Raw genomic sequence first — 26,355 nt, forward strand, 5'->3', positions numbered from 1 at the left:
TAGAAGAAGATGCTATACCTGTAATACCAGAAGTATATAAAACTTGAAGAATTAGATGCATCTTTTTGACTAGTAATAGGATGTACTAAACACTGATGTCATCTTCTACTTTTTAAATTATAGCAGACTTCAAACATCTTTAGAGAATAGTAGTATAACAACACCAAAAACAAAACTAGTGAGAATAAGATTAGTCAAGGTAACATTACTAGGAGTAGCTGAAAAATCAAATGACAGATGTGGTAATTGTAGCTAATCTTAAGGTATGATAAACTAAAAAATACTATAGAAAAATCTAGAAAATAGATATATCACAATGTTTAAATAAGCAAAATTATATATGTTAAAATAATATATACGTATAGTTCGTGTTGATAAATTAAAAAAGTTTCATTAAATGTAAAATTAGTTTAAGTATGGGGGATTAATTATGGTAAAAACAATTATAAATATGACAGAGAGTAAAGTGGGTGGTGAAATATATGAAAAATCACTAAAATACATATTTGGGGACTCGATAAAAGTAATTAATTATAATTTAGAAAATAATAATCAAGTGCTAGAAGAAGCAGACCTTTATATTATAAGTGGTAGGACTAAATATGAGGATTTAGGTGATAAAATAAATGAAAGTAAAGTGGTGATTCCTAAATTAACATATAATAAACAAAATTTTAAAATGCTCGATGAAATTCCTTTAGGCAGCAAAGTACTTTTAGTAAACAGCAATAGATATATGGCAATAGAAGCAGCTTCAGGATTAGTAAGAAAATTTAATCAAATAGAATTCATTCCATACTACCCAGGAAATTGTGAAGTACATGATTGTAAGTGGGCAATTACTTTTGGGAAACCAAATTTAGCACCAGCTGAAATTGAAAATGTAATTGATTTAGGACCACGAATATTTCAAATAAGCACTATTATGGAAATTGCACTACGTATAGATATGATCAATGTTTTAGAAAGTAAAAATTTTATTGAGTATAGGAAGTGTATAGCACTAGGTGAATATTCTATAAATAATATGTCCCTTAGAGCATTCAACATAGAAAATAAGTTTAAAAATTTATTAGAAGCTATGGAAGAGGGGGTAATAGGTATAGATAAAGAAGATGTAATTTTTACATTTAATAATACCTGTGAAAAAATATTAAATATTAATAGTTCAAAAATTGTGGGTAAGAAAATAAATGAACTTAATAATCTCTTGCCTCCAGGAATAATTGATTACAATCAAAGTGGTAAAATAGCTAATTCAAGTAGTAAATTAATTAGAATTAATAACATAGATATTAGTGTTACAAGTACGCCTATATTAAAAAATAGTGATTATGAAGGACATTTTATTATAATACAAAAGTTTTATGAAGAAGAGAAAAAGAGACAAAAGCTTAGACATAAGTTATTAAATAAAGGACATGTATCAAGGTATAAGTTTGACGATATAATTGGAGAATGTAGTGAAATGTGCAAAGTCAAAAGTATGGCAGAAAAAATGGCTAAATCTGATACTACAATTTTAATTGTTGGGGAAAGTGGGACAGGTAAAGAGTTATTTGCACACTCTATACATCAAGCTTCTCCACGTAGTGATATGCCTTTTGTAGCAATAAACTGTGCAGCATTGTCTGATACTTTATTAGAAAGTGAACTTTTTGGTTATGTAGAAGGAGCATTTACAGGTGCTAGAAAAGGTGGTAAGAGTGGTTTATTTGAACTTGCACATAAAGGAACAATTTTTTTAGATGAATTAGAAGCAATGAGTCCTAATCTTCAGGCCAAGCTTTTAAGAGTTTTACAAGAAAGAGAAGTAATGCGTATCGGTGGAGATGAAGTAATTTATATTGATGTTCGTGTCATTGGATCTACTAATGAAGATATAAATGTAATGGTTAAGAAGGGGGAATTTAGAAAAGATTTATACTATAGATTAAACACATTACAGTTAGATATTCCTTCGTTAAGAGACAGAGGAAATGATATTTTATTAATTATGGATAGTATAAAAAAACAGCTAAATGTTGATTTTAATTTAACTAAAGATGCAAGAGATGCATTTCTTAATCATGATTGGGATGGAAATGTACGTGAACTTAAAAATATTATTGAGTATCTTAAGTATATAGATAAAAAAGATATAGATATATCTGATTTACCATATAGCATGTTAGAACAGACTAGTAGTCAAAGCTTTTTAGATGAATTTTATATTTTATGTGGTCATAAGTATGAAAAGGCAATATTTTTATTAAAAATGATGAAAAATGCACAAGAAAAAGGAATTATAGTTGGAAGGAGACAATTATCAGCTTCAGCAACAATGCAAGGATATTCTATTACAGAGCAAGAAATTCGAACTATAATAACTAATCTGGCAAAAAATAATTTTTTATCTTTGCTAGAGAACAAAAGAGGATATTTTCTCACATCAAAAGGTTTATCCCTATGCAGTCAATTACATATATAGGGTTGATTAGATGGATAAATTGGGTTGATGATTAACCCTAAAAACTCAGTGTATAGAGCTAACTATAGTAAAATTAGCTTTATACACTGTTTTTTATTGTAAAAAAATTGGCACGGTAATTGCTAATATATTAAACATAATTAAAATAAATTATTTTTAGTAATTTGCTTTAGTTACGTTTAATATCTCAATGGCGGGGATTAAAAATGTCAACAGAAGCAATAACAAAGAAAAAGCTAAACGTACCACCATTAATTGTATTGATATTGTTATTTATTGTAGTAGCGAGTATTTTATCGTACATAGTACCTGCTGGTGCATATGATATTGCCCTAATACTCAGCAAAGTATTAGCGGTACATATCATACAATTGATAAGACACTGGTTTCGCCTTTTGATGCTTTAGGGATGATTTATGAAGGTATGAATATGATGTCATCAACAATAAATCTGGTTTTATTCTTAGGAGGAGTAATAAGTATATTCTTATCATTAGGTGCAGTTGAATAAATACTTAATTAGACAGTTTTTAAACTGAAGGATAAAGGTACTATTTTAGTAACTATAATATGTTGTTTTATGATGTCAACAATAGGTGCATTTGCTGCTAACAATGCTTTAATTACATTCGTAGCATTAGGAGCTATTATATGTAAAAAATTAAGTTTAGATCCACTAGTTGGAGTAGGTATATTTTTCTATTGTACATTTATAGGATTTTGCACTGGGCCAATGACAGCTTACATAGCACAGGGAATAGCTGGCATTCCACTTTATTCAGTATTTGCATTTAGAACGATTTTGTGGTTATTCTGTACATTAATATGCTTATGATATTCAAAGCGTATTTCAAAAGATCCAAATAAAAGTTTTATGGGTAATATAGATTGAATTAATATGTCAATAGAAAATACAAAAGAGGAAAACGTTAGGTTGAGTGGTAGTGCTGTTATTGTAATAGTATTACTTTTGGGAGGATTTTTCTTCCAAGCATATGAAATGACAAGCCTTGGATGGAGTAGAGGAAGTTCGTTTGATTTACTAGAAATACTAGCTATAATAAGTGCATTAATAAGAAAGAAGACTGCTGATGATATTGTAAAAGATTTTGCAAATGGTCTAAAAAATATGGCATTCATTTGCTTTATTATGGGAGCTGCAGCAACTATTGGGTTAGTTTTACAAGAAGGTAATGTGTTGCCAACAATAGTTAATACAGTAACGGTTCCATTAAGTACTGTTACAAAGGGAGTTTCTTCTATAATAATGTTTTTACTGAACTGTATAATAAATATAATAATTCCATCAAGAGGTGGTCAAGCAGCTATTGTAATTCCACTAATGGCTCAAATAGGGGATATGCTTGAAATTTCGAGACAGATAATTGTTACAGCATTTAGCTTAGGGGATGGACTAACTAATATGATAAATCCACTAGATGGGGCAACTTTTGCTGCCATTGCATTAGGTGGAGTAGGGTCATATGGTAAATGGTTTAAATGGGCAGCGCCTTTAACATTAATATTGATAATATTATCATGTGTTATGCTTTATGAACTTACTATAATTGGTTGGACAGGTATGTAGTAAATTTATCAATAATAATACTCAAAAATTTAATTAAATAGGCAAAGATATTAGATTCACATATATTAATTTGAAAATGATATATGCGAAAGATAGAGCAGTAAGAGGAGGAGAATTGACATGAAATATAATTTTGATAAAAGAGTAGATAGGAGAGAAAATAATTCAGCTAAGTGGGATGAAATGGGAAAAAATTTTGGAAATAATGAGTTACTTCCTATGTGGATAGCTGATATGGATTTTGAAACAGCACCAGAAATATTAGACGAAATGAAAAATAAATTAGAACAAAAAATATTTGGATATGTATCTAGATCAGATTCATATTACCAAAGTGCCATAGAATGGTCGAAAAATAGATATAACTATGACATAGATTTTAATACAATAATACATTCTCCAGGTGTTATACCAACAATATCTATAGTATTAAAACACTTTACAAAAAATACAGATAAAATAATGATCCAAACACCTGTATATCCACCTTTTGCAGGAACTATTAAAAATAGTGACAGGATATTAGTAGAAAATAAATTAATACAAGACTCTAATGCTAATTGGGTAATAGATTTTGAAGATTTTGAGGCTAAGGCTAAAGATGAAAATCTAAAGTGGTTTATATTATGCAATCCTCATAACCCAGTAGGAAGAATATGGAAAAAAGAAGAATTAAAAAAGATAGCTGATATATGCTTAAAGTATGATTTAAGAGTGATATCAGATGAAATATGGAGAGACATAGTTTTTAAAGGACATGAATTTACAGCATTTGCTTCATTATCTAAAGAAGTAGAAGATATAACGATAACTTGTTTCTCAGCAACAAAGACATTTAACTTAGCAGGCTTACAAGCATCTTTTGCAGTATTCCCAAGAAAGGTAGAATTAGAACTATTTGAAGCTAAGCTTGCATCATTAGACATAAAAAGAAATAATGTATTTAGCTTAGTTGCAATAGAAGCTGCATTTAATAAAGGTGAAGATTGGTTAAATGAACTTTTAGAATACTTGGAAGGAAATATAGATTTAGTTGTAGAGTATGTTCAAAAAAATATACCAGAGCTAAAAATAACTAAATCAGAAGGTACATATTTAGTATGGTTAGATTTCAGAGAATTAAACTTAAGTAATGAAGAAATATCAAAGGCTCTTATTGAAGAAGGAAAGATTGCTTTAAATGAAGGATCTTCATTTGGAGATGTAGGTTCTGGATTTGCAAGAATGAATATAGCTTGTCCAAGATATATGGTACAAGATGCAATAGAAAGGGTAGGAAAAGTGGTTAAATCACTTAGAAAATAATATATAATAAATGATTTTAATGAAGAACTAGATAAATTAATAAAGCTATAGTGAGTTAAATATATATTATTAGACATAATTTGGGAGGAAAATGAATGAATATTTTATCTTTAGCAAAACAAAATGAGGAGTTGCTGATTTATATCAGAAGAAAACTACACCAAATTCCAGAATTACCTAAGCAAGAGTTTAAGACTTTAGCGTTTATCAAAGAAAAATTAACTGAGTTTGGTATTAATTATATAGAGATAGAGGATGGAGGCGTTTTGGCCTTTATTGGAAAGACAAATGGAAAAACAGTACTTCTGAGAGCTGATATTGATGCTTTGCCGATGCAGGAGTTACCAAATAATATGAAAGAGCAGAAGGCTTGCCCTATATCAAAAAATAATGGAATAGCTCATATGTGTGGACATGATGCACATACTGCAATGTTGCTTGTATCAGGAAAAATATTACAGGAAAATATGGATCAGTTGGATGGCAGAGTGATTCTTTTATTTGAACGTGGAGAAGAGGGTAGCGATTGCATGAAATATATTTTACGATATTTAGAAAAAGAAAATGTTCGTATTGATGGTTGTCATGCATTACATGTATCTCCAACTTATCCTGCTGGAAAAATTGCTGCTAAATATGGAGAAGTATTAGCTGGATCTATCGGATTTGATGTAGTACTTAATGGAAAAGGAGGTCATGGTTCAAGACCTGACTTGTCAAATAGTCCACTTGATTGCTTTAATGCTATTTGCTTTGATTTAAATACGGTGCGAATGAAAAATATTTCACCACTACATACGATGACTTTATCTATTGGAGAAGTACATTATGGAACTAATTGGAATATAATAGCTCCTCAATTGAACTTTGTAGGTGGAGGTAGATATTTTGACCGAGAAGGAGCAGGCATAATTCTACGTAATAGATTAATTGATATTGTGAAAAAGAATGCAGAAATATATGGTTGTACATATACATTTAATAGGCTACAAGGACCTTCTTTTGGAGTTGTTAATAATAAAGAGTGTGTAGATGTAGCTCGTACTGCCATTGATAAATATTTGGGACGTGATGTATTGATTGAAATAGAGCCAGAATTTGCATCAGAAAGTATGGCAATGATGATGCAACGTTACCCAGGTGTATATTGTATGTTAGGAGTAGGTAATAGCGAAAAAGGAATAACTTCAAATCCTCATAATCCAATGTTTGATATAGATGAATCAGCATTACATTTTGGTGTGGTGTCCAATATAGCTTATACGTTAGAGTTCCTAAATTCTGATTACAAGCCTGAATTTAAATCATTTGAAGGTACGGGTGAGGAAATATATTCTGCACACAGAGGGATAGGGTTTGAACATCCATAAGTTGATTATTTATCAGTATAACTTTATTTAGATAGTTAACAAATAAAATAAATTAGAATTATTAATAACTTAGTAATATATTAAAATCGGAGGATCTAAAAATGTCAACAACAGCAATGTCTATAATCATGCTTACAATTATTATAGCACTAATACTTTCGAAAAAAATGCCAATGCAATTTGCATTATCAGTTGTTCCTATAGTTTTTGCACTTATTATGGGAGTATCAATAATAGATTTAAGTACATATATTATTGATTCAGCTAACTCAGTAATGAAATCATCAGGATATATGCTTTTATTTGCATTAATGTACTTTACAATGTTATCTGAAACAGGAATGTTTGAGATTTTGGTCAATAAAATAATGAAATTATTAAAGTGTGAAGCCAATGTATGGGTTGTTGTTATATTCACAACGATAATAGCTTTAATTGCTTCATTAACAGCAAGCACAACTACAACTTTTTTAATAGTATTTCCAATAATGATACCATTATATAATAAAATAAATTTTGATAAAAAAGCTGCATTGATAATAACAATAACAGCATTTTCTTTTATGAGTTTTGTTCCATGGGGGATGGCAGTTACAACGCCTGCTGCATTTTCTAATTTAGATCCTATGGAAATATCAAAATATGCCTTACCAATTGCTTTATGTGTTATACCTGCCATTGTTCTTCAATGGATATACTTTGGGTTATGCCATAAAAAACAAGTGGCTATGATGGTTGAATTAGATAAAATGAATTTAACTGATGCAGAATCAGAGGTTCAAAAGAAAGAAAATCCAAATGCAAGAGAAGAAAAGTTCTGGATAAATATTATTGTTTTTGTAGGTGCAGTTGTAGCATTAGCATATTATAAAGTTCCTGCATATTTAGTATTTATCATAACATCATTCTTAACTGTTTTGATAAATTATCCAACACCTAAAGAGTATCAACCTATTTGGGCTAAGTGTAGTGTACCATTTTATCAAGCTTTGTTAATGATTATTTCAATAGCAGTGTTCCTTGGAATACTTAATGGAACTGGAATGTTAGTAAGTATATCAGAATTTATAACATCTTTATTCCCAGAGGCATTAACGAGATATATGTATATAATATTAATTGCAATTGCTGTTATTGTACTTAGATTTATTCCATATCAAGTATATATGTCTATACTACCAGTATTAGTTGCTGTGGGGGTAAGTTTTGGATTAAATCCAGCTATGATTGCTGCTCTATTTGCTCCAAATTATTCATTAGCCGTAGGTTCTTCACCACTGAGTTCATCGACACATGTAGCTATGAGTTTATTAGATACTGATGTTGATGATTATGTTAAGTTAGCAATGCCTGTTCAAACTGTTACAAATATAATTATAATTGTGGTTGCATTAATTTTTGGTGTAATTAAATAGGAATGTAGATTAAGATAAAATAATATTTAAATTGACTTTAAAAAGTATTAGTAAGCTTATAAGATTAAGAAAATATTTAGAATTTAGTAGAAGTTTAGATATATATCATAAAAAAATTAGGTAGTAGAAAATATATTTATAAAATAATTGAATAAGAAAGGATAAAATTAAAATGAAAATTCTTAAAACAACAAAAGCACCAGGTGCTATAGGACCTTATTCTCAAGGATATCAAATAGGAGACTTTGTATTTACCTCAGGTCAAATACCAGTAAATCCAGAAGATGAATCTGTACCTGAGGGGATAACAGCACAAGCAGAACAAAGCTGTAAAAATGTTAAAGCTATATTAGAATCAGCTGGTACTAATTTAGAAAATGTATTTAAAACAACATGCTTTTTAGCTGATATGAAAGATTTTGTAAAATTCAATGAAGTATATGCAAAGTACTTTGTTTCTAATCCAGCGCGAAGCTGTGTGACGGTTAAAGAACTACCAAAGAACGTGCTTTGTGAGATAGAGTCAATAGCTATTATAAAAAAATAAATATTTATTTTTAATATAGATTATAAGGGAGTGTATTATTATGAAAGTAACTGTAGTAGGTAGTCATTTATGTCCATATACATTATATGCTTTAAATGAATTAATAGGAGCAACTATACATGTGGATTTTAAAAATTTATCAGCAAGCTTACAGGATTTAAAAGAATATTTATCATTACGAGATGATCTAGAAATATATAGTGAAATAGGAAATATGGGTAGACTAGGAATACCATGTTTTATATTAGAAGATGGAACAAAGACATTAGATTTAAATGAAGTATTATGAAAATAAGTTAGTATAATTAGAAAGATATTTACTTTGAAAAAGTAAATATCTTAATTTAGCTATACATGAAAAAGATATTGATTAATAATCAATATCTTTTTATTTTAATTATTAGAATAAATAATTATGACCATACCATAAAAAACAAATTATGTTTTTACATATCCATTGAAAATACTTAGTATATCTTTTTTATAAATAAAAATATAAGATAGATGTATGTATACCAAATATCACTTGACTGAAAATTTAACTAAATTAAAAACTATGGCCAATATATAACTGTATATCTAAGTAAATCTTCTGAGAATATTTAGGAGAAATATTAAATATATGAAAACACCACTTAGCAAGAATAATTATCACAAGTATGGATTTTTTCTCCCACCATCAAAATTTGATTGAGGTGGAGAATAATAATTGGGATATTTAATAAGTTATAATTTGCATTGTTAGGAAGTCAAGTCAGTTCATTCATTGATTATGATCTCAAGAGGAAATATTTTTAAAAATGAATTATACAAAGTGTTACTAGATTTAAACTACTCGATTAAAAAATTTAATATTAAAATTTAACTGTGGATATTATTCCTGTGATTCGTCTCCACCATTGAAATCCATGAAAAATAATCTAATAACATATATAATTAACTTATAAAACATATATGAAGGGGTAAAACTATATGGCTAAAATTGACAACATGATGTCTATATTATGGATATTAAACTCAGATAAAAAAGTTACTGCAAAACAAATATCTGAAAAACTAGAAATAAATATAAGGACTGTCTACAGATACATTGATGCATTATCTGCTAGTGGAGTACCTATAATTTCAGATACAGGTCATAATGGTGGGTATAGCCTTTTAAATAACTTCATTAAAGCACCTCTTTTTTTTGATACAGAAGAGCAAACTGCTCTACTTCATGCAGCTATATTTGCTAAAGAAGAGGGATGTTTCTTAGATGACACATTAGATAAAGCAACATCAAAGTTAAAAATGTATTCAAATCAAAAACAAGAAGAAATTTTAACAAAACATTTAATAGGTTTTGAAGTAATAAAACCCACTGGAAAAATATCTATAGAATCTGTACTTAAAAAGTTGAAAAATAGTATAGTAAATGAATTATCTATAGAAATCAACTATCGTACAGGTCGTGAAGAAAAATCAAAATGTAGGATTATAAATCCATATGGAATTGTTCGTTGGAATAATAATTGGTACATAGTAGCATTTTGTCAAATGAGAAATGAGATTCGTAGTTTTAGGGTAGATAGAATTAGTAGTGTCATAGAAACATCAAATACTTTTAGTAGACCAAAGGAGTTCTCTGCAAGTGAATTTTTTATAAAAGGGATTATGGATGAAACAAAAGATGAAGATAATCTTATAACATTAGTTATAGAAGGAAGGATGAATGCATTGGACAACTTATGTCAGCATTGGCTTCTAGGATATTATTTGAAAGAAAGGACTCCAAATAAAGTAATATTTAAACTTCAAGAAGATATAATATTTACCTATATACCAAATATACTTATACCTTATAGAAAATCGATACAAATAATTGAACCATTAAGTCTTAGAGATAAAATGGTTGAAAATTTACTCGAATTAATTAATCATTATCAAATTTAATAACTTGACTGACAGAGTATGTCAGTTAAGTTATTTTACAATTAGGTATATTAATTAATCATATAAGGAGAAAAAAATGAAAAATAGAAAAGTATATATGTATGTATTTGATACTATGTCAGATTGGGAAGTTGGATATTTAACTGCTGAATTAAATACAGGAAGATATTTTAAAAAAGGATTAAAACCATTAAAAGTACTTACAGTAGGAGTTAATAAAAATCCTATTATAACAATGGGTGGATTAAAAGTTTTACCTGAGCTTACAATTGATGAGTTTAATATGGAAAGTAATGATTTATTAATTTTGCCAGGGGGAAATACTTGGACATCTATAGGTCATGAGAAAATATTAGAAAAATCTAAAGAAGCTTTTGAACAAGGGTCTATAGTTGCAGCTATTTGTGGTGCTACTTTAGGGCTAGCTAAAAAGGGTTTACTAGATTTTAGAAATCATACAAGTAATGATTTAGAATTTCTAAAAATGGTGATACCAAGTTATTCTGGAGAAAAATATTATAAAATGGAATCTGCAGTTAATGATGAAAATTTAATTACTGCTTCAGGAATTGCACCATTAGAATTTACGATACAAGTTTTAAAAGTTTTAGATGTTTTTAAAGAAGAAGCATTAAGTTCTTGGTTAAACCTTTATAAAACTCATGATTCTAAATATTTTTTCGAACTAATGAATTGTAATAAAGAAGTTTAAGGTTTGTTTTTAAATGTAATGTAGTATAATATAGTTATAGATAAAATAAAAAGAAACTATAATCTAGTGGGTAGAGTAGTGGTTTCTAGTATAGATTACTTTTTAGTGAACTTGAATTTAATTTTAAATTCAAATTCTAAACCACTTTTTCTACGACCAATAGATAAGTGGTTTTTTATTTTATCATATATGTAATTAGTACTTATAGCAATACAAATAGAAACGATAGCTCCTATAATAAAATTTATAATTAGTTCTATACAGAGTACACACTATAGGAACTAGGACTATATGAAACCACCACTCATAGATTGTAGTTTCTTTTGTTGTGTTATATCATAGAATAGTAAAGTGATGTATATTTTTAATAAAAACTTAGAGTTGTATATGAAATGAATTAATCGTGGGTATTATTCCTGCGATTCGTCTCCAACAATTTGTAAAAAAGAATAATGAAATACTTGGAAATACTAGTCAATATTGACTAGTATTTTTTATTTTGGTGATGAAATCTACCAACCGTATCTCAACCACAGAAAAATGTTTTTTGAGGGGATATGGGGGTGCATTTAGGTTGTATAATTATATATTTCAATATTACATGTTCATTAGGAAAATAGTTAGCAAATGATATGATTGATAAAATAGATATAGTAAACTAATCTAGCACTGTATTGTAATGTTTTAAAGAATATGTTTTTATAGTAGAAGAGTTTTTTAAATAGACAGCTCCATAAAAATGAGTGAATAAGTAGTTTTATAATATTATTTGTAACTATTTGATGTTTATTATGAAATTTTTTATAAGTTATATTTATCAAGATATTACTAAATATTTACAATATTCTATTGCAATTTATTTGGAAAAGTTATATATTTATAACATAAGGTATTATAAATATATAAATTTTAAGGAGTGATTTTATATGTCTAGATCAGAACTTGGTGTTAAAGCAAATCTTGTTTCAGAGTTACTAATGCTATCCTATTTTTTTATAGACTTATTATTAAAAAAGTTTATTTTTAAAGGGGAAGGTATTTGGGTTACTTTTATAATTTTATTAGCTTTTTGGGCATGTGATTTCATGTATAATAAGAAATATAATGATTTAGTTGATGAGGCATCAAAATTTATGCTATTAAAGGTTGATCAGATTGCATCAAAAATAATGCTATACTCTATGTTTGTAATAGCTGTTTTCTTTTCAGCCAATCATACAAGAGCTTTGGATATATCAAATTTAGATATAGGTATAATTCTTATTGCTGTTTTATTTATACAATCTTTATCTAAATTAATTTTGTATATATATTTTGATAAAAGGGGGATATGTAACTAAGTGGCAATATTGATGAAAACAAAAATTAAAGAATATAGAGAAAAGCTCCTTATGACACAAAATGAACTTGCCAAATCAGTTGGGGTAAGACGTGAGACTATTGTGCACTTAGAAAATGGAAAATATAATCCTTCTTTAAAGTTAGCGATGGATATTGCTAAAGTATTTAATACTACAGTAGAAAATTTGTTTGAATTTATTGAAGAAGAATAGTGGATAGATTGTAAATATTTATAAGATGATTAATGAAATATAGTTATTTAATTATTAAGTTTGTTAAAAATATTTATATATAATATAATGTGTGATTAAGGTTAGATTATAATTGTTTTAAGATAAGAAGAGTATTATAAATTATAAAAATTAGTGAATATACAGTTAATTAATAAATAATAAATAAAAATTTAAAGTTTAGATGCGAGGAGAAGGTATAGTTTTATAGAAGCTAATAAGACATTGTTGCAATCACTATATAAAAAAATTATATTACAATTTTCCAAAAATACAGGTAAAAGTTTGGATTATTTATATACTTCTGAAACATATAAACTTATAAGTGAGGGTGTATCAGATATGCATTGTAAGGGTCATATATACTTAACTCAAGAATTAATGCTAGAAAATGGATTAATGTATCATAAGGGCTATCCAAGGTAAATAGTTAAAAAAGCAGATAGAGTCTGGAAATATTTATGTGTATTTTTTAAATGAAAATTTATTTTTTAAGTGAAAATTAGATATTTATTGATAAGGCTATGGTTGTAAAAATCATAGCCTTACTTTCATGTTTTTCTATTTTTCGAAAAATTATTATCTATTTAAGAAAATTTCTTGATTTTTTTGAAATATTTCTTTATTAACTTAGAGTTAAATTTCTTTTTTAAAAATAAATACTTAAATGGGTTAAAATCTGAGTCCGATTTCTAATTATCTGAGTCCATTTTTCAAAAATATCCATATTTGCTAAGTATAATGATTTGTGTAAAGAATCATCTGAAGGAAAAATATACTTTGATTTAGTAACCTTTCTTAATAATCTATTGTAACTTTCTATTGAATTTGTAGTATATATCAATGTTCTCATCTCTTGAGGATATTTAAAATATGTTGCTAGTTCATTCCAATTATTTTGCCAACCTCTTAATGCTTTGTATATTGATTACCCCATTTTTTCTCTAAGAACGATAGATCACTTAACGCTACTTCTTCTGTAATTGCAGCATATACTTTCTTTAAATATTTTGCAAATTCTTTTCTATTTTTGTATGATATATAATTTAAAGTGTTTCTAATTTGATGCACAACACATCTTTGTATTTCAGTATCAGAAAATACTGCTTTAATTGTATCAGAAAATCCAATTACAGAAGCTATTAATATAACCTTAACTCCTCTATTTCTAACATATGTAAATACATTTAGCTAATACTTTCAACCTTTATTTTCTCCAATCCATATCCCTAAGACCTCCTTTATACATTCTAAGTTAATACCTATAGTTATATATGTTGCTTTGTTTATTATTCTACCTTCACTTCTAACTTTATAATGTATAGTATCCATAAATACAATTGGATAAATTATACCAAGTGGTCTATTTTGCTATTCATGAGCTAAAGGTATAACTCTATCAGTAATTTTAGCTATTAGTGAATGGGATATATCAATTCCGTAAATATTTTTAAGATGACTTGATATATTTCAAGTAGACATGCCTTTTGAGTACATTCCAATCACTTGGTTCTCTATTCCTGATATATCATTTTCGTAGTTTCTAATTACCTTTGGTTCAAAATCTCCATTTCTGGCCCTTGGAATATTTAAAGTTATTTCTCCAAAATCTGATTTAACATTTTTATTTTTATATCAATTTCTAGAGTTTTTAGTGTTTCTATTATTATATCTATCATAACCTAAATGCTCATCAAGCTCTATTTCTAACATCTGGTGAATTGTACTTGCAAATAAATTTTTCAACATATCTTGAACATCTGTAGTTATTTTAACATCATATTCTTCAATAAGTTTTTTTCACTTTGTTAAAGATAAAAAGTGTGAACTTTTCTTTATATAGTGATATTTGATGTTCTAATCATCACTACTTTTTGGAAAAATACACACTTTATATTAAAGCCACTAGAAATAATAGAAGAATATAAATTTACTTATAGAGTTATCCTAGATATTTTTATTTAGTTGATTAAAGTAATATCAAACATAATATATTTACCAGTTAATAATACACCAATATTAAAATCTCCACTTTCGATATTTACTGATTTTAACTTTCCATCTTCATTAGATGCAAGTTCATTTATTTGATTATTTAAATCAGAGTAATCTATATTATTTTTAACTATAATATTTGATAAACTATGAAATAAAGTATCCTCTACTTTGAATTTATTACCTTTAAATGTATCTTTATCAGTATTTATTGCTAAAGTAACTCTCCAAGATCCTTCATTAGCTTTAGAAATATATTCTGCAATTAAAATATCACCAATTGTAGTGTTTGAATTATTCATATGTGCCTTATAAATATCTCCAGGTTTTTTTTCTATACCTTCATCAAATTCTCTATCCTTAATCTCTATACCATTTTCTTTAAATAGTTTTTCTACTTGAGGTAAGACTTCTTTATTTAATTTATCCATCTTTTCTAAAGTAAAATTAGATACACTTTGAGTATCAGATGGTACTTGAGTTATTTTATTACTCTTATTGTTATTATTTGCTGATTCACATCCTATAGTTAAAGATGTTGTTGCTACTAATAAAAGTGCTACTATGTGATTTTTTGTTATTTTCATACTTTTTCTCCTTATATATAATCGTTTTATTTGATAATAAGAAGTTTATAATATATTAAAATGAAACTCAATGCTATAGCTAAAGAGTAAACATACAATTAACATATGATGTATAGTTTGTAGCGTATTAATTTATGGATGATACTAAAGGAAGAATTTCCATAATAAAACAAAGAGATTAGCTTGTGATAAATCAAATATACAAGAACTACGTTTATGTAAACATAAGATTAACATTAAGATGTTACACTCATACCAGAGTTAAGGATTAGCTCTAAAGCCTAACATTTATCAAAGTAAATATTAAGATGTTATATTGGTGATGAGAAATACAAATATAAGATAAATTATGGAAAATATTAAAGTGTAATTATATATTTACAGTACTTTACAATACTTAAGGAGGAATATCATGAAAAAACCAAAAAAACTTATAGTTATAGCAGCTATTACAATAACTCTAGCAGGATCGGGGGCATACATAGGGCTTAATAAAAATGCAGACGCAAAACAACAACAGCAAATGAATTTAACAATGAACACTCTATCAGTAGAAAAAGGAAATATAAAATCAGTTGTATCAGCTGGAGGAAAAGTTTCATTAATTGATGCAGAAGGAAACAATCCAAATGACATTAAAATAATTGTATCAGTGAATCAATATGATGTATCTCAGTTAGAAGTAAATCAAATAGTTGAGATAAATGCAAAGGCATTTCCAGATGAAACTATAAAAGGAACAATAACTGAAATATCTAACAAAGCAGAAGAGGGAGAGAGTCCGACATACAATGTAACTGTGGCAGTTTCTAACCTGATACTTGAAGTTGGAGAGAGTAAATACGAAGAAATAAGTGTAAGAAAAGGACCATCTAAAGAATATGGAAAAGTAGCTAAAATAGAAAAAGGAGATAAATTCCACATATTAGAAAGAAAAGGAAGCTGGATGAGAGTTAGATTAGAAGATAACACACAAGGGTGGATACAAAAACATGGAGTTAAGTTAGAAGGAATAGATAAAAAAGATGTAAAGGTAAAAATAGCTAGCAATGATACAAGTCTTAGAAAGAATAATGCATCTAATAGTAAGAGTCTTGGTAAATTATTACAAGGTGAAGAAGTAGCAATACTAGATAAAAAAGAGAATTGGTATAAAGTTGAAACTAGTGACAAAACTATTGGATGGATTTTAGAAAATAATTTAACTATACAAAGTCTTAAAGATGGTATGTCTGTAACAGGTACAATCATAATAAACGAAAAAAATGATGTAATAAAGATTCCTGTAATGGCGGTTCAAAAAGATGAAAAAGGATACTTTGTTACTCTTGCAAGTACAAGTGGAAAAAAATACATTGAAACAGGAATTACGGATTCAGAATATATAGAAGTTACAAAAGGACTTTCAGAAAATGAAAGTATAAGTATACAGTCATTTAAAGGCTCTGTTGAAAATTCAGGGGCAGAATTAAGTTCAACAATGGAAAAATCAATAGAATAGAAAGGTGATAATATATGAATGATTATGTAATACAAGCTAAGGACTTAGTGAAATCATATATCATAGGCGATGAAAAAATAACTATATTAAAAAAGGTTTCATTAGATATTAAAAAAGGTGAATTTGTATCTATAATAGGTCCATCAGGTTCAGGTAAATCAACTTTTATGAATATTATTGGTTGTTTAGATTTAGCTGATAATGGTGAATACATACTGGACGGAAAAAGTATAACATCACTAAGTGAAGATGAGTTAAGTGCTGTAAGAAATAAGACAATAGGATTTATATTCCAAAGCTTTAACTTATTAAATAAATTATCAGCTTTAGAAAATATAGAACTTCCTCTTATATACCAAGGTAAAACGCCTAAAGAAAGAAGAGAAATAGCTATAGAATGTCTGAAAAAGGTTGGACTACAAGATAAATTAAATAATAGGCCGAATCAATTATCTGGAGGGCAACAACAAAGAGTAGCAATAGCAAGAGCTCTAGCTACAAATCCACAAATACTTCTAGCTGATGAGCCAACAGGAGCATTAGATAGTAAAACAAGTAAAGAAATACTTGAGATATTAGAAGGTCTAAACCAAGAAGGTAAAACTATAATTATGATAACTCATGACATGGATATAGCAAGAAATGCTAAAAGATTGATAAGAATTAAAGATGGTGAAATTTTTGAATAGGGGGTGGCGTATATGAATATTTTCCAAATAGTTAAGATGGCATTAGGAGAAATCAAAGCTAATAAACTACGCTCATTTCTTACTATATTAGGTATATCAATTGGTACAGCCAGTGTAATTCTATTCGTTACAATATCTATAGGTAGTAAACAAAGTATGTATAAAAGTTTTGAATCAAAGCCACTAGATTTAATAACTACAAGTGTATATGGAGATAAAAAAATAACTGAATTTGATATAAAAGTATTGAAAAGTAGTTCGAATGTAAAAGAAATATCTCCAGAAATAAGTGATTCAGCAACTGTGAGTTATGATAAAAAAGATAGTAAAAAAAGTATAGTTGGAACGGATGAAAACTATGCAAAACTAAACAACACTAAAATCAAGAGTGGTAGATTTATTATGCCAATTGACAATGATAAATCAACTAAAGTTATAGTATTAGGGAGTAAAGTTGCCAGTGAATTATTCCCTAAAGGAGATGCACTTGGAAAAACAATAAATATTAAGTCTATACCATACAAAGTTATAGGTGTATTAAGTAAGATTGATGAAGCTTATAATAGCCCAGAAGATGATACTATATATATGCCTTATAAAACAGCACAAATTGTTTTAGGAGTAAGTGATATATCTAAATTAAATGTACAATCTGCTTCAAATGATAGTGTTACAAATACAATGGATGAAATAAAAGCTCACTTTACTAAAAAAGGTATGGCACCAAACGATTCTTATGTATCAAGTAATAAAGAAATGATAGATTCAATGAAATCAATGGATGCCATTATGAACCTAATGGTAGGAGCAATAGCAAGTGTATCTTTATTCGTAGCAGGTATAGGTATAATGAACATGATGTTAGTATCTGTAAATGAGAGGACTAAAGAAATAGGTATAAGAAAAGCGTTAGGGTCTCCTAGAAACTTTATACTAGTACAGTTCTTAGTAGAATCTCTTACAATAAGCTTAATAGGTGGAATATTAGGTTCTTCAATAGGTATACTTGGATCATTTCCAATACTAGGAACAATGGGGGATGAGCCCTATATAGCATGGAATGTAGTATTTGCTGCAGTTGGATTTGCAGTATTTATGGGAGTAGTGTTTGGAATATCTCCTGCAAATAAAGCATCTAAGTTACAACCAATAGTAGCACTTAAATCAGAATAAAATTACACATCAAATAATTTGTTAGATAATTAATATACTGTTTAGCAAATTTAATAAATATTAGTTTTATGAAAAAGGTAATAAAATAAAAAATATATAAAATAAAAGGAGAGAAAAAATGAAATTTAATAAGAAATTTACAGCAATAGTAATAGTATCAATGGTGGCTCTTAGCGTAATTGGATGTGAAGGTAAGAAGGAAATAAATAATACACCAAAAGAGACAGAGCAACAGAACAATTTACCAAAACTAGGCGAGGAACAAATAGAAAAAGGTCTTGAAGATGGAACAATAGGACGTGATCAATAAAAAATATATATGATTACATCAAATACTTTAGAATAATATGAAACATAAAAATAAACCTAGTGGTTAATAACAAGATACTGGGTTTATTTTTATTTTATATAATTAATATTTAATAAAATTCAGTGATATGCTTATCTTTAATATACAAAATGTGTATACTTATAAATAACTTAACATTACTTATTATATAATAAGTAGATGGATGTTTTATAATCCCAATTAATGAGCTTAAAACATATAAATATATCGTCAACTCGTTGCTAAAGCAACAGATACAGCCGTTATCTACATGAAATAGTGCGTCTACACATGGTTTAAGTGAAGCAAATTTTTTATTTATGAAGTGGCAAAAGATTAATATATAGTTATAAGTTATGAAATTTCTGCTTTATACGCTAATGAAATATAGGAATTAGTAAATAGTGGAATTATGTTTATAAAAAATAACTAAATTAAAGTATCCTAAGTAAATATGATGATAACCGAAAATGCTTATACCAATTGGATATGAGTATTTTGTGCTTTAATATAAAATAAGCAACTATATAAAAATCTATTAAGAATTAGAATATAGCTATTATAGATTTATTTTCTACAATTAACAATATAGCATGAGATATAAATCGAAGAGCCTAAACAATAAACTTATAAGGTAGAGGAATTAATAGTATGTTCAACTAAACTGAGAAAAAACAATATATTTTATTAGGATTGGTATTTTTAATATCGTTTATATTAATATCTGTAAGGATAGTAGTATTTAAAATATTTACACAGATTATGAATTTTTCAGATTTTTATTAATTTCAATAGAGTTTTTGGTAGTACTAAGTATAGATTACTTTATATTTATATTGATTCAAAAAAATATTAAATTAGACTCATAAATCTTTTTATTATTGATATAGATTCTAATTCAAATGAAAAAGTTAGTAATTGAATTTATGAATAAGATAAATGACCTTCTATGATAAAAATTATGATGAGAGTAACAAAAAAGATTGTAGTCTATATATATAAATATAAAATACATTGAAAGAAAACGTTGACAAAATATATCTAATGTTTTATCATAATAATTGGAATTAGGTAGTAATTGTTTAAGTACAAGCTAAGCTTATTCATTAATAATAGCAGTATCCTAGGAAGGATTGTGCCCATTATTATGGATAAGCTTTTTTTATGCTCAAAAGGAGGATAATCATGATAATTAATAAGATATTAAATAATAATGTTGTAATTACATTAGATGGCAATGATGAAGAAATTATTGTCATGGGCAGAGGCATTGGATATCAAAAATCAAAAGGCGATTTAATAGATAAAACTAAAGTAAATAAAGTATTTAGAATATCAAATAAAGAAATATCAAATAAGTTGCAGGAATTACTTAATAATATTCCTATGGAGCACATGAAATTATCAAGTGAAATTATAGAGTATGCACAAATAAAGTTAAACAAGAAGTTAAATGAAAGTATTTATATATCATTAAGTGACCATACATATTCTGCAATTCAAAGAATGAAAGAAGGAATAAACGTAAAGAATGCAATACTTTGGGAAACTAAAAAGTTCTATAAAGAAGAGTTTGAAATTGGAATGAAAGCGCTAGATATTATTGAAAGCAAAACAGGTGTAAAATTACCTGAAGATGAAGCTGGATTTATAGCTTTTCATATAGTAAATGCTCAGTTAAGTGAAGGTCATACTTTGGCATCTGATATTACAAAGTTAATACAAGAAGTACTTAGTATAGTTAGATATCATTTTAGGATAGAATTTCATGAGGAATCAGTATTTTATTATAGATTTATAATGCATCTGAAATTTTTTGCACAGAGATTACTTTCAAATAGTGTACATGAAGGTGAGACAGATAAAGACTTATTAATTATTATTAGGTCTAAATATAATAAAGAGTTTGAATGTGTAGTTAAAATTAACAATTTTATTAAAAAACAATATAACTACATATTAACAGATGATGAACTTATATATTTAACAATACATTTAGCTAAAGTAGTTAAAGATTCAAATATGTAAGTTGATAATTTTTCAGCAGTATATAGGCAGTATATAGTAAGAGTTATTGAAAGGAGTGATACTAACAAAACTATACCTATGGTTGGATGGTAACATTGAGTTGGCCAAACCTTCAAATTTCAAAAAATTTATTTAAAAGAAATATGGAGGAGAAAATGGGAAAATACAAACAATTAGCACAAGACATAGTAAAAAATGTTGGTGGAAAAGAAAATATTGGTGGATTAGTACACTGTATTACAAGATTACGTTTTACATTAAAAGATGAAAGTATAGCAAATGACGATGTGTTGAAAAATATGGAAGGTATTGTTACTGTAATGAAAAGTGGAGGGCAATATCAAGTAGTTATAGGAAATCATGTTGAAGCTGTCTATAAAGATGTAGTTGAAATAATTGGCTTAGATGACTCAAGTACAAATTCGGAAACGAAAAAGTCAGGTAGTATGTTGGATAAGTGTATAGATATAATATCAGGAATTTTTCAGCCAGTACTAGGAATAATGGCAGCCTGTGGTATGTTAAAAGGATTTAATGCTTTATTTGTAGCAATGGGATTATATAGTAATGTGTCTGGTGGATATATGGTAATAAATGCAGCAGGAGATGCATTATTTACATTCCTTCCTTTATTTTTAGGATATACTTCAGCTAAAAAATTTGGTCTAAAACCAATGTTGGGATTAGCACTAGGAGCTGCAATGTGTTATCCTGCCATACAAGGTAGCAGTATATCGGCAGGTACAGATGCAATGTATACTTTATTTAAAGGAACAATGTTTGCATCACCAGTATATATTGATTTCTTTGGATTACCAATAATATCAATGGATTACACTGGAACAGTTGTACCAATTATATTTATAGTGTATTTTGCATCTAAGTGTGAAAAATTATTTAACAAGATTGTTCCAGACTTAGTTAAGTTTTTCTTTGTACCAATGCTTACATTATTGGTAGCAATACCTGTTGCACTTATAGTTATAGGTCCTATAGCAACATTTGGATCTACACTTATTTCGCAAATTGTAATTTCGATAAGAGATTTTAGTCCACTATTAGCAGGTGCTATAGTAGGGTTCACTTGGCAAATTCTTGTTATTTTTGGTATGCACTGGGGATTCATTCCTGTATATATAAACAATGTTATGACTTTAGGGTACGATAATGTTATGATGCCATTCTTTGCTTGTACATTTGCAAGTTCAGCAGTTGTATTAGCTATATTCTTTAAGACTAAAGATAAGAAATTAAAAGAGATGGCAATACCAAACTTTATATCTGGTATATTTGGAGTTACAGAACCAGCAATTTATGGAATATTATTACCTTTAAAGAAACCATTTATAATAAGTTGTATTGCTAGTGGTATTGGAGGAGCTTTCTATGGATTCTTTAATCTTAGAAAGTTTATAACTGGAGGGATGGGAATATTCGAACTTCCAGCAATGATTGAACCAGATGGGGGAACGGGTAACTTAATAGTAGCTCTTTCTGGTATAGCTATATCAATGGTTGTAGCTTTTGTATTAACTATGGTGTTATATAAAGACAAGAAAGAGGAAGCAAAAGATAAGGGAAAAGAGGAAATAAAAGAAGAAACAAAAGAAGTTAAGTCTACTAAATTAGAAAAAGAAATAGTAGTAAGCCCTATAAAAGGTGAAGTATTAAATTTAAGTGATATAGAGGATGTGGCATTTGCATCTGGTGTACTAGGTCAAGGTGTAGCAATAATACCTAGTGATGGAAAGGTAGTTGCGCCAGTAGATGGAGTGGTTACAACTTTATTCCCAAGTTTACATGCTATAGGAATTCTCTCAGATGAAGGTGTTGAAGTGCTTATTCATATTGGATTAAATACTATTCAGTTAGAAGGAAGAGGTTTTGAGGCATGTATAAAGCAAGGTGATAGGATTACAAAAGGTCAAACTATATTAAACTTTGATATTGATGTAATAAAGAAATCGGGATATAGTGTTGTAACTCCAGTTGTTATTACAAATTCATCACAATTTTTAGATGTGGTAGAAACAAAAAGTAAAAATGCTGAATTAGAAGATAATCTGATTACAGTTATATTTTAGGAAGAGATTAAAGTATTAATAAAAGACTAAAGCATTAGCATAAGTTAATGCTTTAGTTGTAATTTTAGGAGGCTTAACTATGAGTTTTAAAAAAGATTTTTTATGGGGAGGAGCTACTGCAGCTAATCAATGTGAAGGTGGATATAATGAAGATGAAAGAGGTCTAGCAAATGTAGATGTATGTCCAACAGGAAAAGATAGAACAGCAGTTATTACAGGAAAATTAAAAATGTTTGATTTTGATGATGAGCATTATTATCCAGCTCAAACTGGTATTGATATGTACCATAATTATAAAGAAGATATAAAGTTATTTGGTGAAATGGGATTTAAAGTATATAGAATGAGTATTGCATGGAGTAGAATATTCCCAAAAGGTGACGAAGAAACACCAAATGAAAAGGGGCTTCAGTTTTATGAAAATATATTTAAAGAATGTAAAAAGTATAACATAGAGCCACTAGTTACTATTACACATTTTGATTGTCCAATGCATTTGATTGAAAAGTATGGTGCATGGCGTAATCGTAAAATGATAGGCTTTTATGAGAAACTATGTAATGTTATCTTTAGAAGATATAAAGGATTAGTGAAGTATTGGTTAACTTTTAATGAAATAAATATGATTTTACATGCTCCATTTATGGGTGCTGGTATTTGTTTTGAGGAAGGAGAAGATGTTGAAAAGATAAAATATCAGGCTGCTCACCATGAACTTGTAGCTAGTGCAGTTGCAACTAAAATAGCACATGAAGTTGATGCAAATAACTTAGTTGGATGTATGTTTGCGGCTGGAAGTGTATATCCTTATAGTTGCAATCCTAATGATGTATGGGAAGCTACGAAGTTAGATAGAGAAAATTATTTCTTTGTAGACGTGCAATCTAGAGGAAAATATCCTAATTATGCATTAAAATATATGGAACAAAAGGGTATTACACCAGAAATGGAGATTGGTGATATTGAATTATTGAATAAATATACAGTAGATTTTATTTCATTCTCATATTACAACAGCCGTTGTGTTAGAACTGATGAAAACTCAGATGATGTAGCTGAAGGAAATATATTTACATCTGCTAAAAATCCATATCTTTCATACAGCCAATGGGGATGGCCAATTGACCCACTAGGTCTAAGAATTACATTAAATCATGTATATGATAGATATGAAAAGCCATTATTTATTGTAGAAAACGGATTAGGTGCAAAAGATATAGCTGATGAAAATGGCTATGTAGAAGATGATTACAGAATTGATTATTTAAGAGAGCATATAAAAGCTATGTATGATGCAGTTTCTATAGATGGTGTAGATTTATTAGGTTATACTACATGGGGGGCTATTGATTTAGTAAGTGCTGGTACAGGTGAAATGGAAAAGCGTTATGGATTTATATATGTAGACAGAGATAATATTGGTAATGGAAGTTTGAGAAGAACGAAAAAGAAAAGTTTTGAATGGTATAAGAAAGTAATTGCTTCAAATGGTGAAGATTTAGATTAGGGAAGAAGAATATAAAACTAATGATATGTATGATTTTTTCTATTTTACCTACCATCAAAATTTAAGATAATTAAAAAAGAAATAATAAAAAATAATATATAAAAATCCAAAAAGGGAGTTGAACTTAAAGTTTGATTAGAAAAAATCAATTTTGAGACAACTTCTTTTTAATATTTTTGATACTAATATAGCATGCACTATGGTACGAGTATCTTTAAAATTAAATAGCTCACCAAACATAGTTTTATTTCTCAAATGATGACCATATACTATTACACTTTTACCATTTTAAAAATTATTTCTATAATCCATGAAGATACTACCTATTGTAGAGTTTAAATGAATACTTATAAAACAATCGCAATTACTGGAGTCTACTTTTGAGCTTATTGAGTATAGAGAATGGAATTTATCATCTAATGGAATAGTTCTTTTTAAAAGATTCTTTGCAATTAACCATGATATAGACTTCTAAAAATTATTTAGTGAAAAGGAACTCAGAGTGTATAATAAAAGTTCCTTTTTCAAAAGGAAAACTATTGTCATTTTCGAACTTTTATTATCCTGATATTATTTAAATATAACAACAACAAAATAAATCACAAACAAATCAAAACTAAAATTTAAAATATCAGGAGGTACAATATGTTAATAAATATGAAGGAAATGTTAAAAGTAGCACAAGAAAATCAATTTGCAGTACCAGCATTTAATATAGGGAGTGGGCAAATACTTAAAGCAGTAGTACAGAGTGCTAATGAAAAAAATGCACCAGTAATACTTGCAATACACCCAAATGAGTTAAGTTTCCTAGAAGATAGCTTTGTAGCTAGTTGTATAGAAGAAGCACATAAGAGTAAAGTACCTATGGTAATACATTTAGATCATGGGGCAAATAAAGAGCAAATATTAAGAGCGATAAAATGTGGATTTACATCAGTAATGATTGATGGCTCACATTTACCATATGAAGAAAATGTAGCGATATCTATGGCAGTAGTAGAAATTGCAAAAGGATTAAATGTATCTGTAGAAGGAGAACTTGGAACAATAGGAACAACTGGAACATCAGGAGAAGGTGGTTCTGATGAAATAATATATACAAATCCACAATTAGCTAGGGATTTTGTTGAAAAAACAGGTGTAGACACATTAGCCATTGCAATTGGTACAGCACATGGTATATATCCAAAAGGGTTTAAACCAGAGCTTAAATTAGATTTATTAAAAGAAATAAAAGAAGTAGTAGATATACCTTTAGTTCTTCATGGAGGATCATCAAATCCAGATGAAGAAATATCACAAGCAGTTAAACTAGGAGTTTGTAAAGTAAATATTTCAAGTGATGTTAAATCAGCGTATTATAAGAAGTGCAGAGAAGTATTAGAACAAAATCCAAGTTTATATGAACCAGATGCTATATATCCACAATGTATAGAAGCTGCAAGGGAAGTTATAGAATTTAAAATGAATTTATTCAATGACATAGATAAATTAAAATGCTTTTCACCAAAAGAAGAATCAGTGATTGGATAACAAATTAAAGGGAG

22 protein-coding genes and 1 pseudogene are annotated in these 26,355 nt (G+C 28.0%); 21 read left to right on the plus strand and 2 right to left on the minus strand.

Annotation, left to right across the window (positions count from 1 at the left end; translation table 11 throughout):
- Window positions 1-430 precede the first annotated feature (430 nt).
- The 13 genes from IC173_RS03305 (at window position 431) to IC173_RS03365 (ending at window position 12,895) form a co-directional block, all read left to right on the plus strand.
- Window positions 431-2,470 carry a sigma 54-interacting transcriptional regulator gene (locus IC173_RS03305; protein WP_227855149.1) on the plus strand — a complete coding sequence of 680 codons (2,040 nt, stop codon included), beginning with the start codon at window positions 431-433 and terminating at the stop codon, window positions 2,468-2,470.
- A 206-nt stretch (window positions 2,471-2,676) separates the two neighbouring features.
- Window positions 2,677-2,877 carry a hypothetical protein gene (locus IC173_RS03310; RefSeq protein ID WP_227855150.1) on the plus strand — a complete coding sequence of 67 codons (201 nt, stop codon included), beginning with the start codon at window positions 2,677-2,679 and terminating at the stop codon, window positions 2,875-2,877.
- A gap of 176 nt (window positions 2,878-3,053) precedes the next feature.
- The gene (locus IC173_RS03315; protein WP_227855151.1) at window positions 3,054-3,305 is read left to right on the plus strand and encodes a hypothetical protein; all 252 of its coding nucleotides are present in this window, start codon (window positions 3,054-3,056) and stop codon (window positions 3,303-3,305) included.
- A 63-nt stretch (window positions 3,306-3,368) separates the two neighbouring features.
- Window positions 3,369-4,058, plus strand: a complete 690-nt coding sequence (locus IC173_RS03320) for a Na+/H+ antiporter NhaC family protein (RefSeq protein WP_227855152.1) — start codon at window positions 3,369-3,371, stop codon at window positions 4,056-4,058.
- Between the two features lie 120 nt (window positions 4,059-4,178).
- Complete coding sequence (locus IC173_RS03325; protein WP_227855153.1) at window positions 4,179-5,363, plus strand: MalY/PatB family protein; 1,185 nt, start codon at window positions 4,179-4,181, stop codon at window positions 5,361-5,363.
- Window positions 5,364-5,458: 95 nt separating this feature from the next.
- On the plus strand, window positions 5,459-6,733 hold the full coding sequence (locus IC173_RS03330; protein WP_227855154.1) for a M20 family metallopeptidase: 1,275 nt from the start codon (window positions 5,459-5,461) through the stop codon (window positions 6,731-6,733).
- A gap of 101 nt (window positions 6,734-6,834) precedes the next feature.
- Entirely contained in the window at window positions 6,835-8,148 is a 1,314-nt protein-coding gene (locus IC173_RS03335) for an SLC13 family permease (protein ID WP_227855155.1), read from the plus strand.
- A gap of 172 nt (window positions 8,149-8,320) precedes the next feature.
- A complete protein-coding gene (locus IC173_RS03340) occupies window positions 8,321-8,695 on the plus strand; it encodes a RidA family protein (protein ID WP_227855156.1) in 375 nt (124 codons plus the stop codon).
- Window positions 8,696-8,735: 40 nt separating this feature from the next.
- Window positions 8,736-8,984 carry a glutaredoxin gene (locus tag IC173_RS03345; protein WP_227855157.1) on the plus strand — a complete coding sequence of 83 codons (249 nt, stop codon included), beginning with the start codon at window positions 8,736-8,738 and terminating at the stop codon, window positions 8,982-8,984.
- A gap of 683 nt (window positions 8,985-9,667) precedes the next feature.
- Window positions 9,668-10,630, plus strand: a complete 963-nt coding sequence (locus IC173_RS03350) for a helix-turn-helix transcriptional regulator (protein WP_227481926.1) — start codon at window positions 9,668-9,670, stop codon at window positions 10,628-10,630.
- Window positions 10,631-10,706: 76 nt separating this feature from the next.
- A complete protein-coding gene (locus IC173_RS03355) occupies window positions 10,707-11,342 on the plus strand; it encodes a type 1 glutamine amidotransferase family protein (RefSeq protein ID WP_227481927.1) in 636 nt (211 codons plus the stop codon).
- A 926-nt stretch (window positions 11,343-12,268) separates the two neighbouring features.
- Complete coding sequence (locus tag IC173_RS03360; protein ID WP_227481928.1) at window positions 12,269-12,682, plus strand: hypothetical protein; 414 nt, start codon at window positions 12,269-12,271, stop codon at window positions 12,680-12,682.
- Entirely contained in the window at window positions 12,683-12,895 is a 213-nt protein-coding gene (locus IC173_RS03365) for a helix-turn-helix transcriptional regulator (RefSeq protein WP_176702544.1), read from the plus strand.
- A gap of 667 nt (window positions 12,896-13,562) precedes the next feature.
- Here IC173_RS03365 and IC173_RS03375 read toward each other — a convergent pair.
- Together IC173_RS03375 and IC173_RS03380 are read right to left on the minus strand one after the other, a co-directional pair.
- A pseudogene (locus IC173_RS03375) lies at window positions 13,563-14,704 on the minus strand (IS256 family transposase).
- A 170-nt stretch (window positions 14,705-14,874) separates the two neighbouring features.
- A complete protein-coding gene (locus tag IC173_RS03380; RefSeq protein ID WP_227481929.1) occupies window positions 14,875-15,495 on the minus strand; it encodes a hypothetical protein in 621 nt (206 codons plus the stop codon).
- A gap of 412 nt (window positions 15,496-15,907) precedes the next feature.
- Between IC173_RS03380 and IC173_RS03385 the strand changes: the two genes are divergently transcribed.
- From IC173_RS03385 to IC173_RS03420, 8 genes are all read left to right on the plus strand, one after another.
- Complete coding sequence (locus IC173_RS03385) at window positions 15,908-16,996, plus strand: SH3 domain-containing protein (protein ID WP_227855158.1); 1,089 nt, start codon at window positions 15,908-15,910, stop codon at window positions 16,994-16,996.
- Window positions 16,997-17,010: 14 nt separating this feature from the next.
- Window positions 17,011-17,685, plus strand: a complete 675-nt coding sequence (locus tag IC173_RS03390) for an ABC transporter ATP-binding protein (RefSeq protein ID WP_227830971.1) — start codon at window positions 17,011-17,013, stop codon at window positions 17,683-17,685.
- 12 nt (window positions 17,686-17,697) lie between these two features.
- On the plus strand, window positions 17,698-18,858 hold the full coding sequence (locus IC173_RS03395; RefSeq protein ID WP_227855159.1) for an ABC transporter permease: 1,161 nt from the start codon (window positions 17,698-17,700) through the stop codon (window positions 18,856-18,858).
- Between the two features lie 118 nt (window positions 18,859-18,976).
- Entirely contained in the window at window positions 18,977-19,168 is a 192-nt protein-coding gene (locus IC173_RS03400) for a hypothetical protein (protein WP_227433819.1), read from the plus strand.
- A 1,203-nt stretch (window positions 19,169-20,371) separates the two neighbouring features.
- Window positions 20,372-21,214 carry a BglG family transcription antiterminator LicT gene (gene licT, locus IC173_RS03405; RefSeq protein ID WP_227481934.1) on the plus strand — a complete coding sequence of 281 codons (843 nt, stop codon included), beginning with the start codon at window positions 20,372-20,374 and terminating at the stop codon, window positions 21,212-21,214.
- A 155-nt stretch (window positions 21,215-21,369) separates the two neighbouring features.
- Window positions 21,370-23,298, plus strand: a complete 1,929-nt coding sequence (locus tag IC173_RS03410; RefSeq protein WP_227855160.1) for a beta-glucoside-specific PTS transporter subunit IIABC — start codon at window positions 21,370-21,372, stop codon at window positions 23,296-23,298.
- A 79-nt stretch (window positions 23,299-23,377) separates the two neighbouring features.
- Entirely contained in the window at window positions 23,378-24,805 is a 1,428-nt protein-coding gene (locus IC173_RS03415) for a 6-phospho-beta-glucosidase (protein ID WP_227855161.1), read from the plus strand.
- Between the two features lie 645 nt (window positions 24,806-25,450).
- Window positions 25,451-26,341 (plus strand): ketose-bisphosphate aldolase, encoded by an 891-nt coding sequence (locus IC173_RS03420; protein ID WP_227855162.1) that lies wholly within the window; start codon window positions 25,451-25,453, stop codon window positions 26,339-26,341.
- Window positions 26,342-26,355: the final 14 nt, after the last annotated feature.

Origin of the sequence: Clostridioides sp. ES-S-0048-02, from assembly GCF_020658495.1 — a bacterium.
Classification (GTDB): Bacteria; Bacillota; Clostridia; order Peptostreptococcales; family Peptostreptococcaceae; genus Clostridioides.

Coding starts and splice junctions, on each gene's coding strand:
- IC173_RS03305 (WP_227855149.1), top strand. CDS start 431: ATGGTAAAAACAATTATAAATATGACAGAGAGTAAAGTGGGTGGTGAA.
- IC173_RS03310 (WP_227855150.1), top strand. CDS start 2,677: ATGTCAACAGAAGCAATAACAAAGAAAAAGCTAAACGTACCACCATTA.
- IC173_RS03315 (WP_227855151.1), top strand. CDS start 3,054: ATGTCAACAATAGGTGCATTTGCTGCTAACAATGCTTTAATTACATTC.
- IC173_RS03320 (WP_227855152.1), top strand. CDS start 3,369: ATGTCAATAGAAAATACAAAAGAGGAAAACGTTAGGTTGAGTGGTAGT.
- IC173_RS03325 (WP_227855153.1), top strand. CDS start 4,179: ATGAAATATAATTTTGATAAAAGAGTAGATAGGAGAGAAAATAATTCA.
- IC173_RS03330 (WP_227855154.1), top strand. CDS start 5,459: ATGAATATTTTATCTTTAGCAAAACAAAATGAGGAGTTGCTGATTTAT.
- IC173_RS03335 (WP_227855155.1), top strand. CDS start 6,835: ATGTCAACAACAGCAATGTCTATAATCATGCTTACAATTATTATAGCA.
- IC173_RS03340 (WP_227855156.1), top strand. CDS start 8,321: ATGAAAATTCTTAAAACAACAAAAGCACCAGGTGCTATAGGACCTTAT.
- IC173_RS03345 (WP_227855157.1), top strand. CDS start 8,736: ATGAAAGTAACTGTAGTAGGTAGTCATTTATGTCCATATACATTATAT.
- IC173_RS03350 (WP_227481926.1), top strand. CDS start 9,668: ATGGCTAAAATTGACAACATGATGTCTATATTATGGATATTAAACTCA.
- IC173_RS03355 (WP_227481927.1), top strand. CDS start 10,707: ATGAAAAATAGAAAAGTATATATGTATGTATTTGATACTATGTCAGAT.
- IC173_RS03360 (WP_227481928.1), top strand. CDS start 12,269: ATGTCTAGATCAGAACTTGGTGTTAAAGCAAATCTTGTTTCAGAGTTA.
- IC173_RS03380 (WP_227481929.1), bottom strand. CDS start 15,495: ATGAAAATAACAAAAAATCACATAGTAGCACTTTTATTAGTAGCAACA.
- IC173_RS03385 (WP_227855158.1), top strand. CDS start 15,908: ATGAAAAAACCAAAAAAACTTATAGTTATAGCAGCTATTACAATAACT.
- IC173_RS03390 (WP_227830971.1), top strand. CDS start 17,011: ATGAATGATTATGTAATACAAGCTAAGGACTTAGTGAAATCATATATC.
- IC173_RS03395 (WP_227855159.1), top strand. CDS start 17,698: ATGAATATTTTCCAAATAGTTAAGATGGCATTAGGAGAAATCAAAGCT.
- IC173_RS03400 (WP_227433819.1), top strand. CDS start 18,977: ATGAAATTTAATAAGAAATTTACAGCAATAGTAATAGTATCAATGGTG.
- licT (WP_227481934.1), top strand. CDS start 20,372: ATGATAATTAATAAGATATTAAATAATAATGTTGTAATTACATTAGAT.
- IC173_RS03410 (WP_227855160.1), top strand. CDS start 21,370: ATGGGAAAATACAAACAATTAGCACAAGACATAGTAAAAAATGTTGGT.
- IC173_RS03415 (WP_227855161.1), top strand. CDS start 23,378: ATGAGTTTTAAAAAAGATTTTTTATGGGGAGGAGCTACTGCAGCTAAT.
- IC173_RS03420 (WP_227855162.1), top strand. CDS start 25,451: ATGTTAATAAATATGAAGGAAATGTTAAAAGTAGCACAAGAAAATCAA.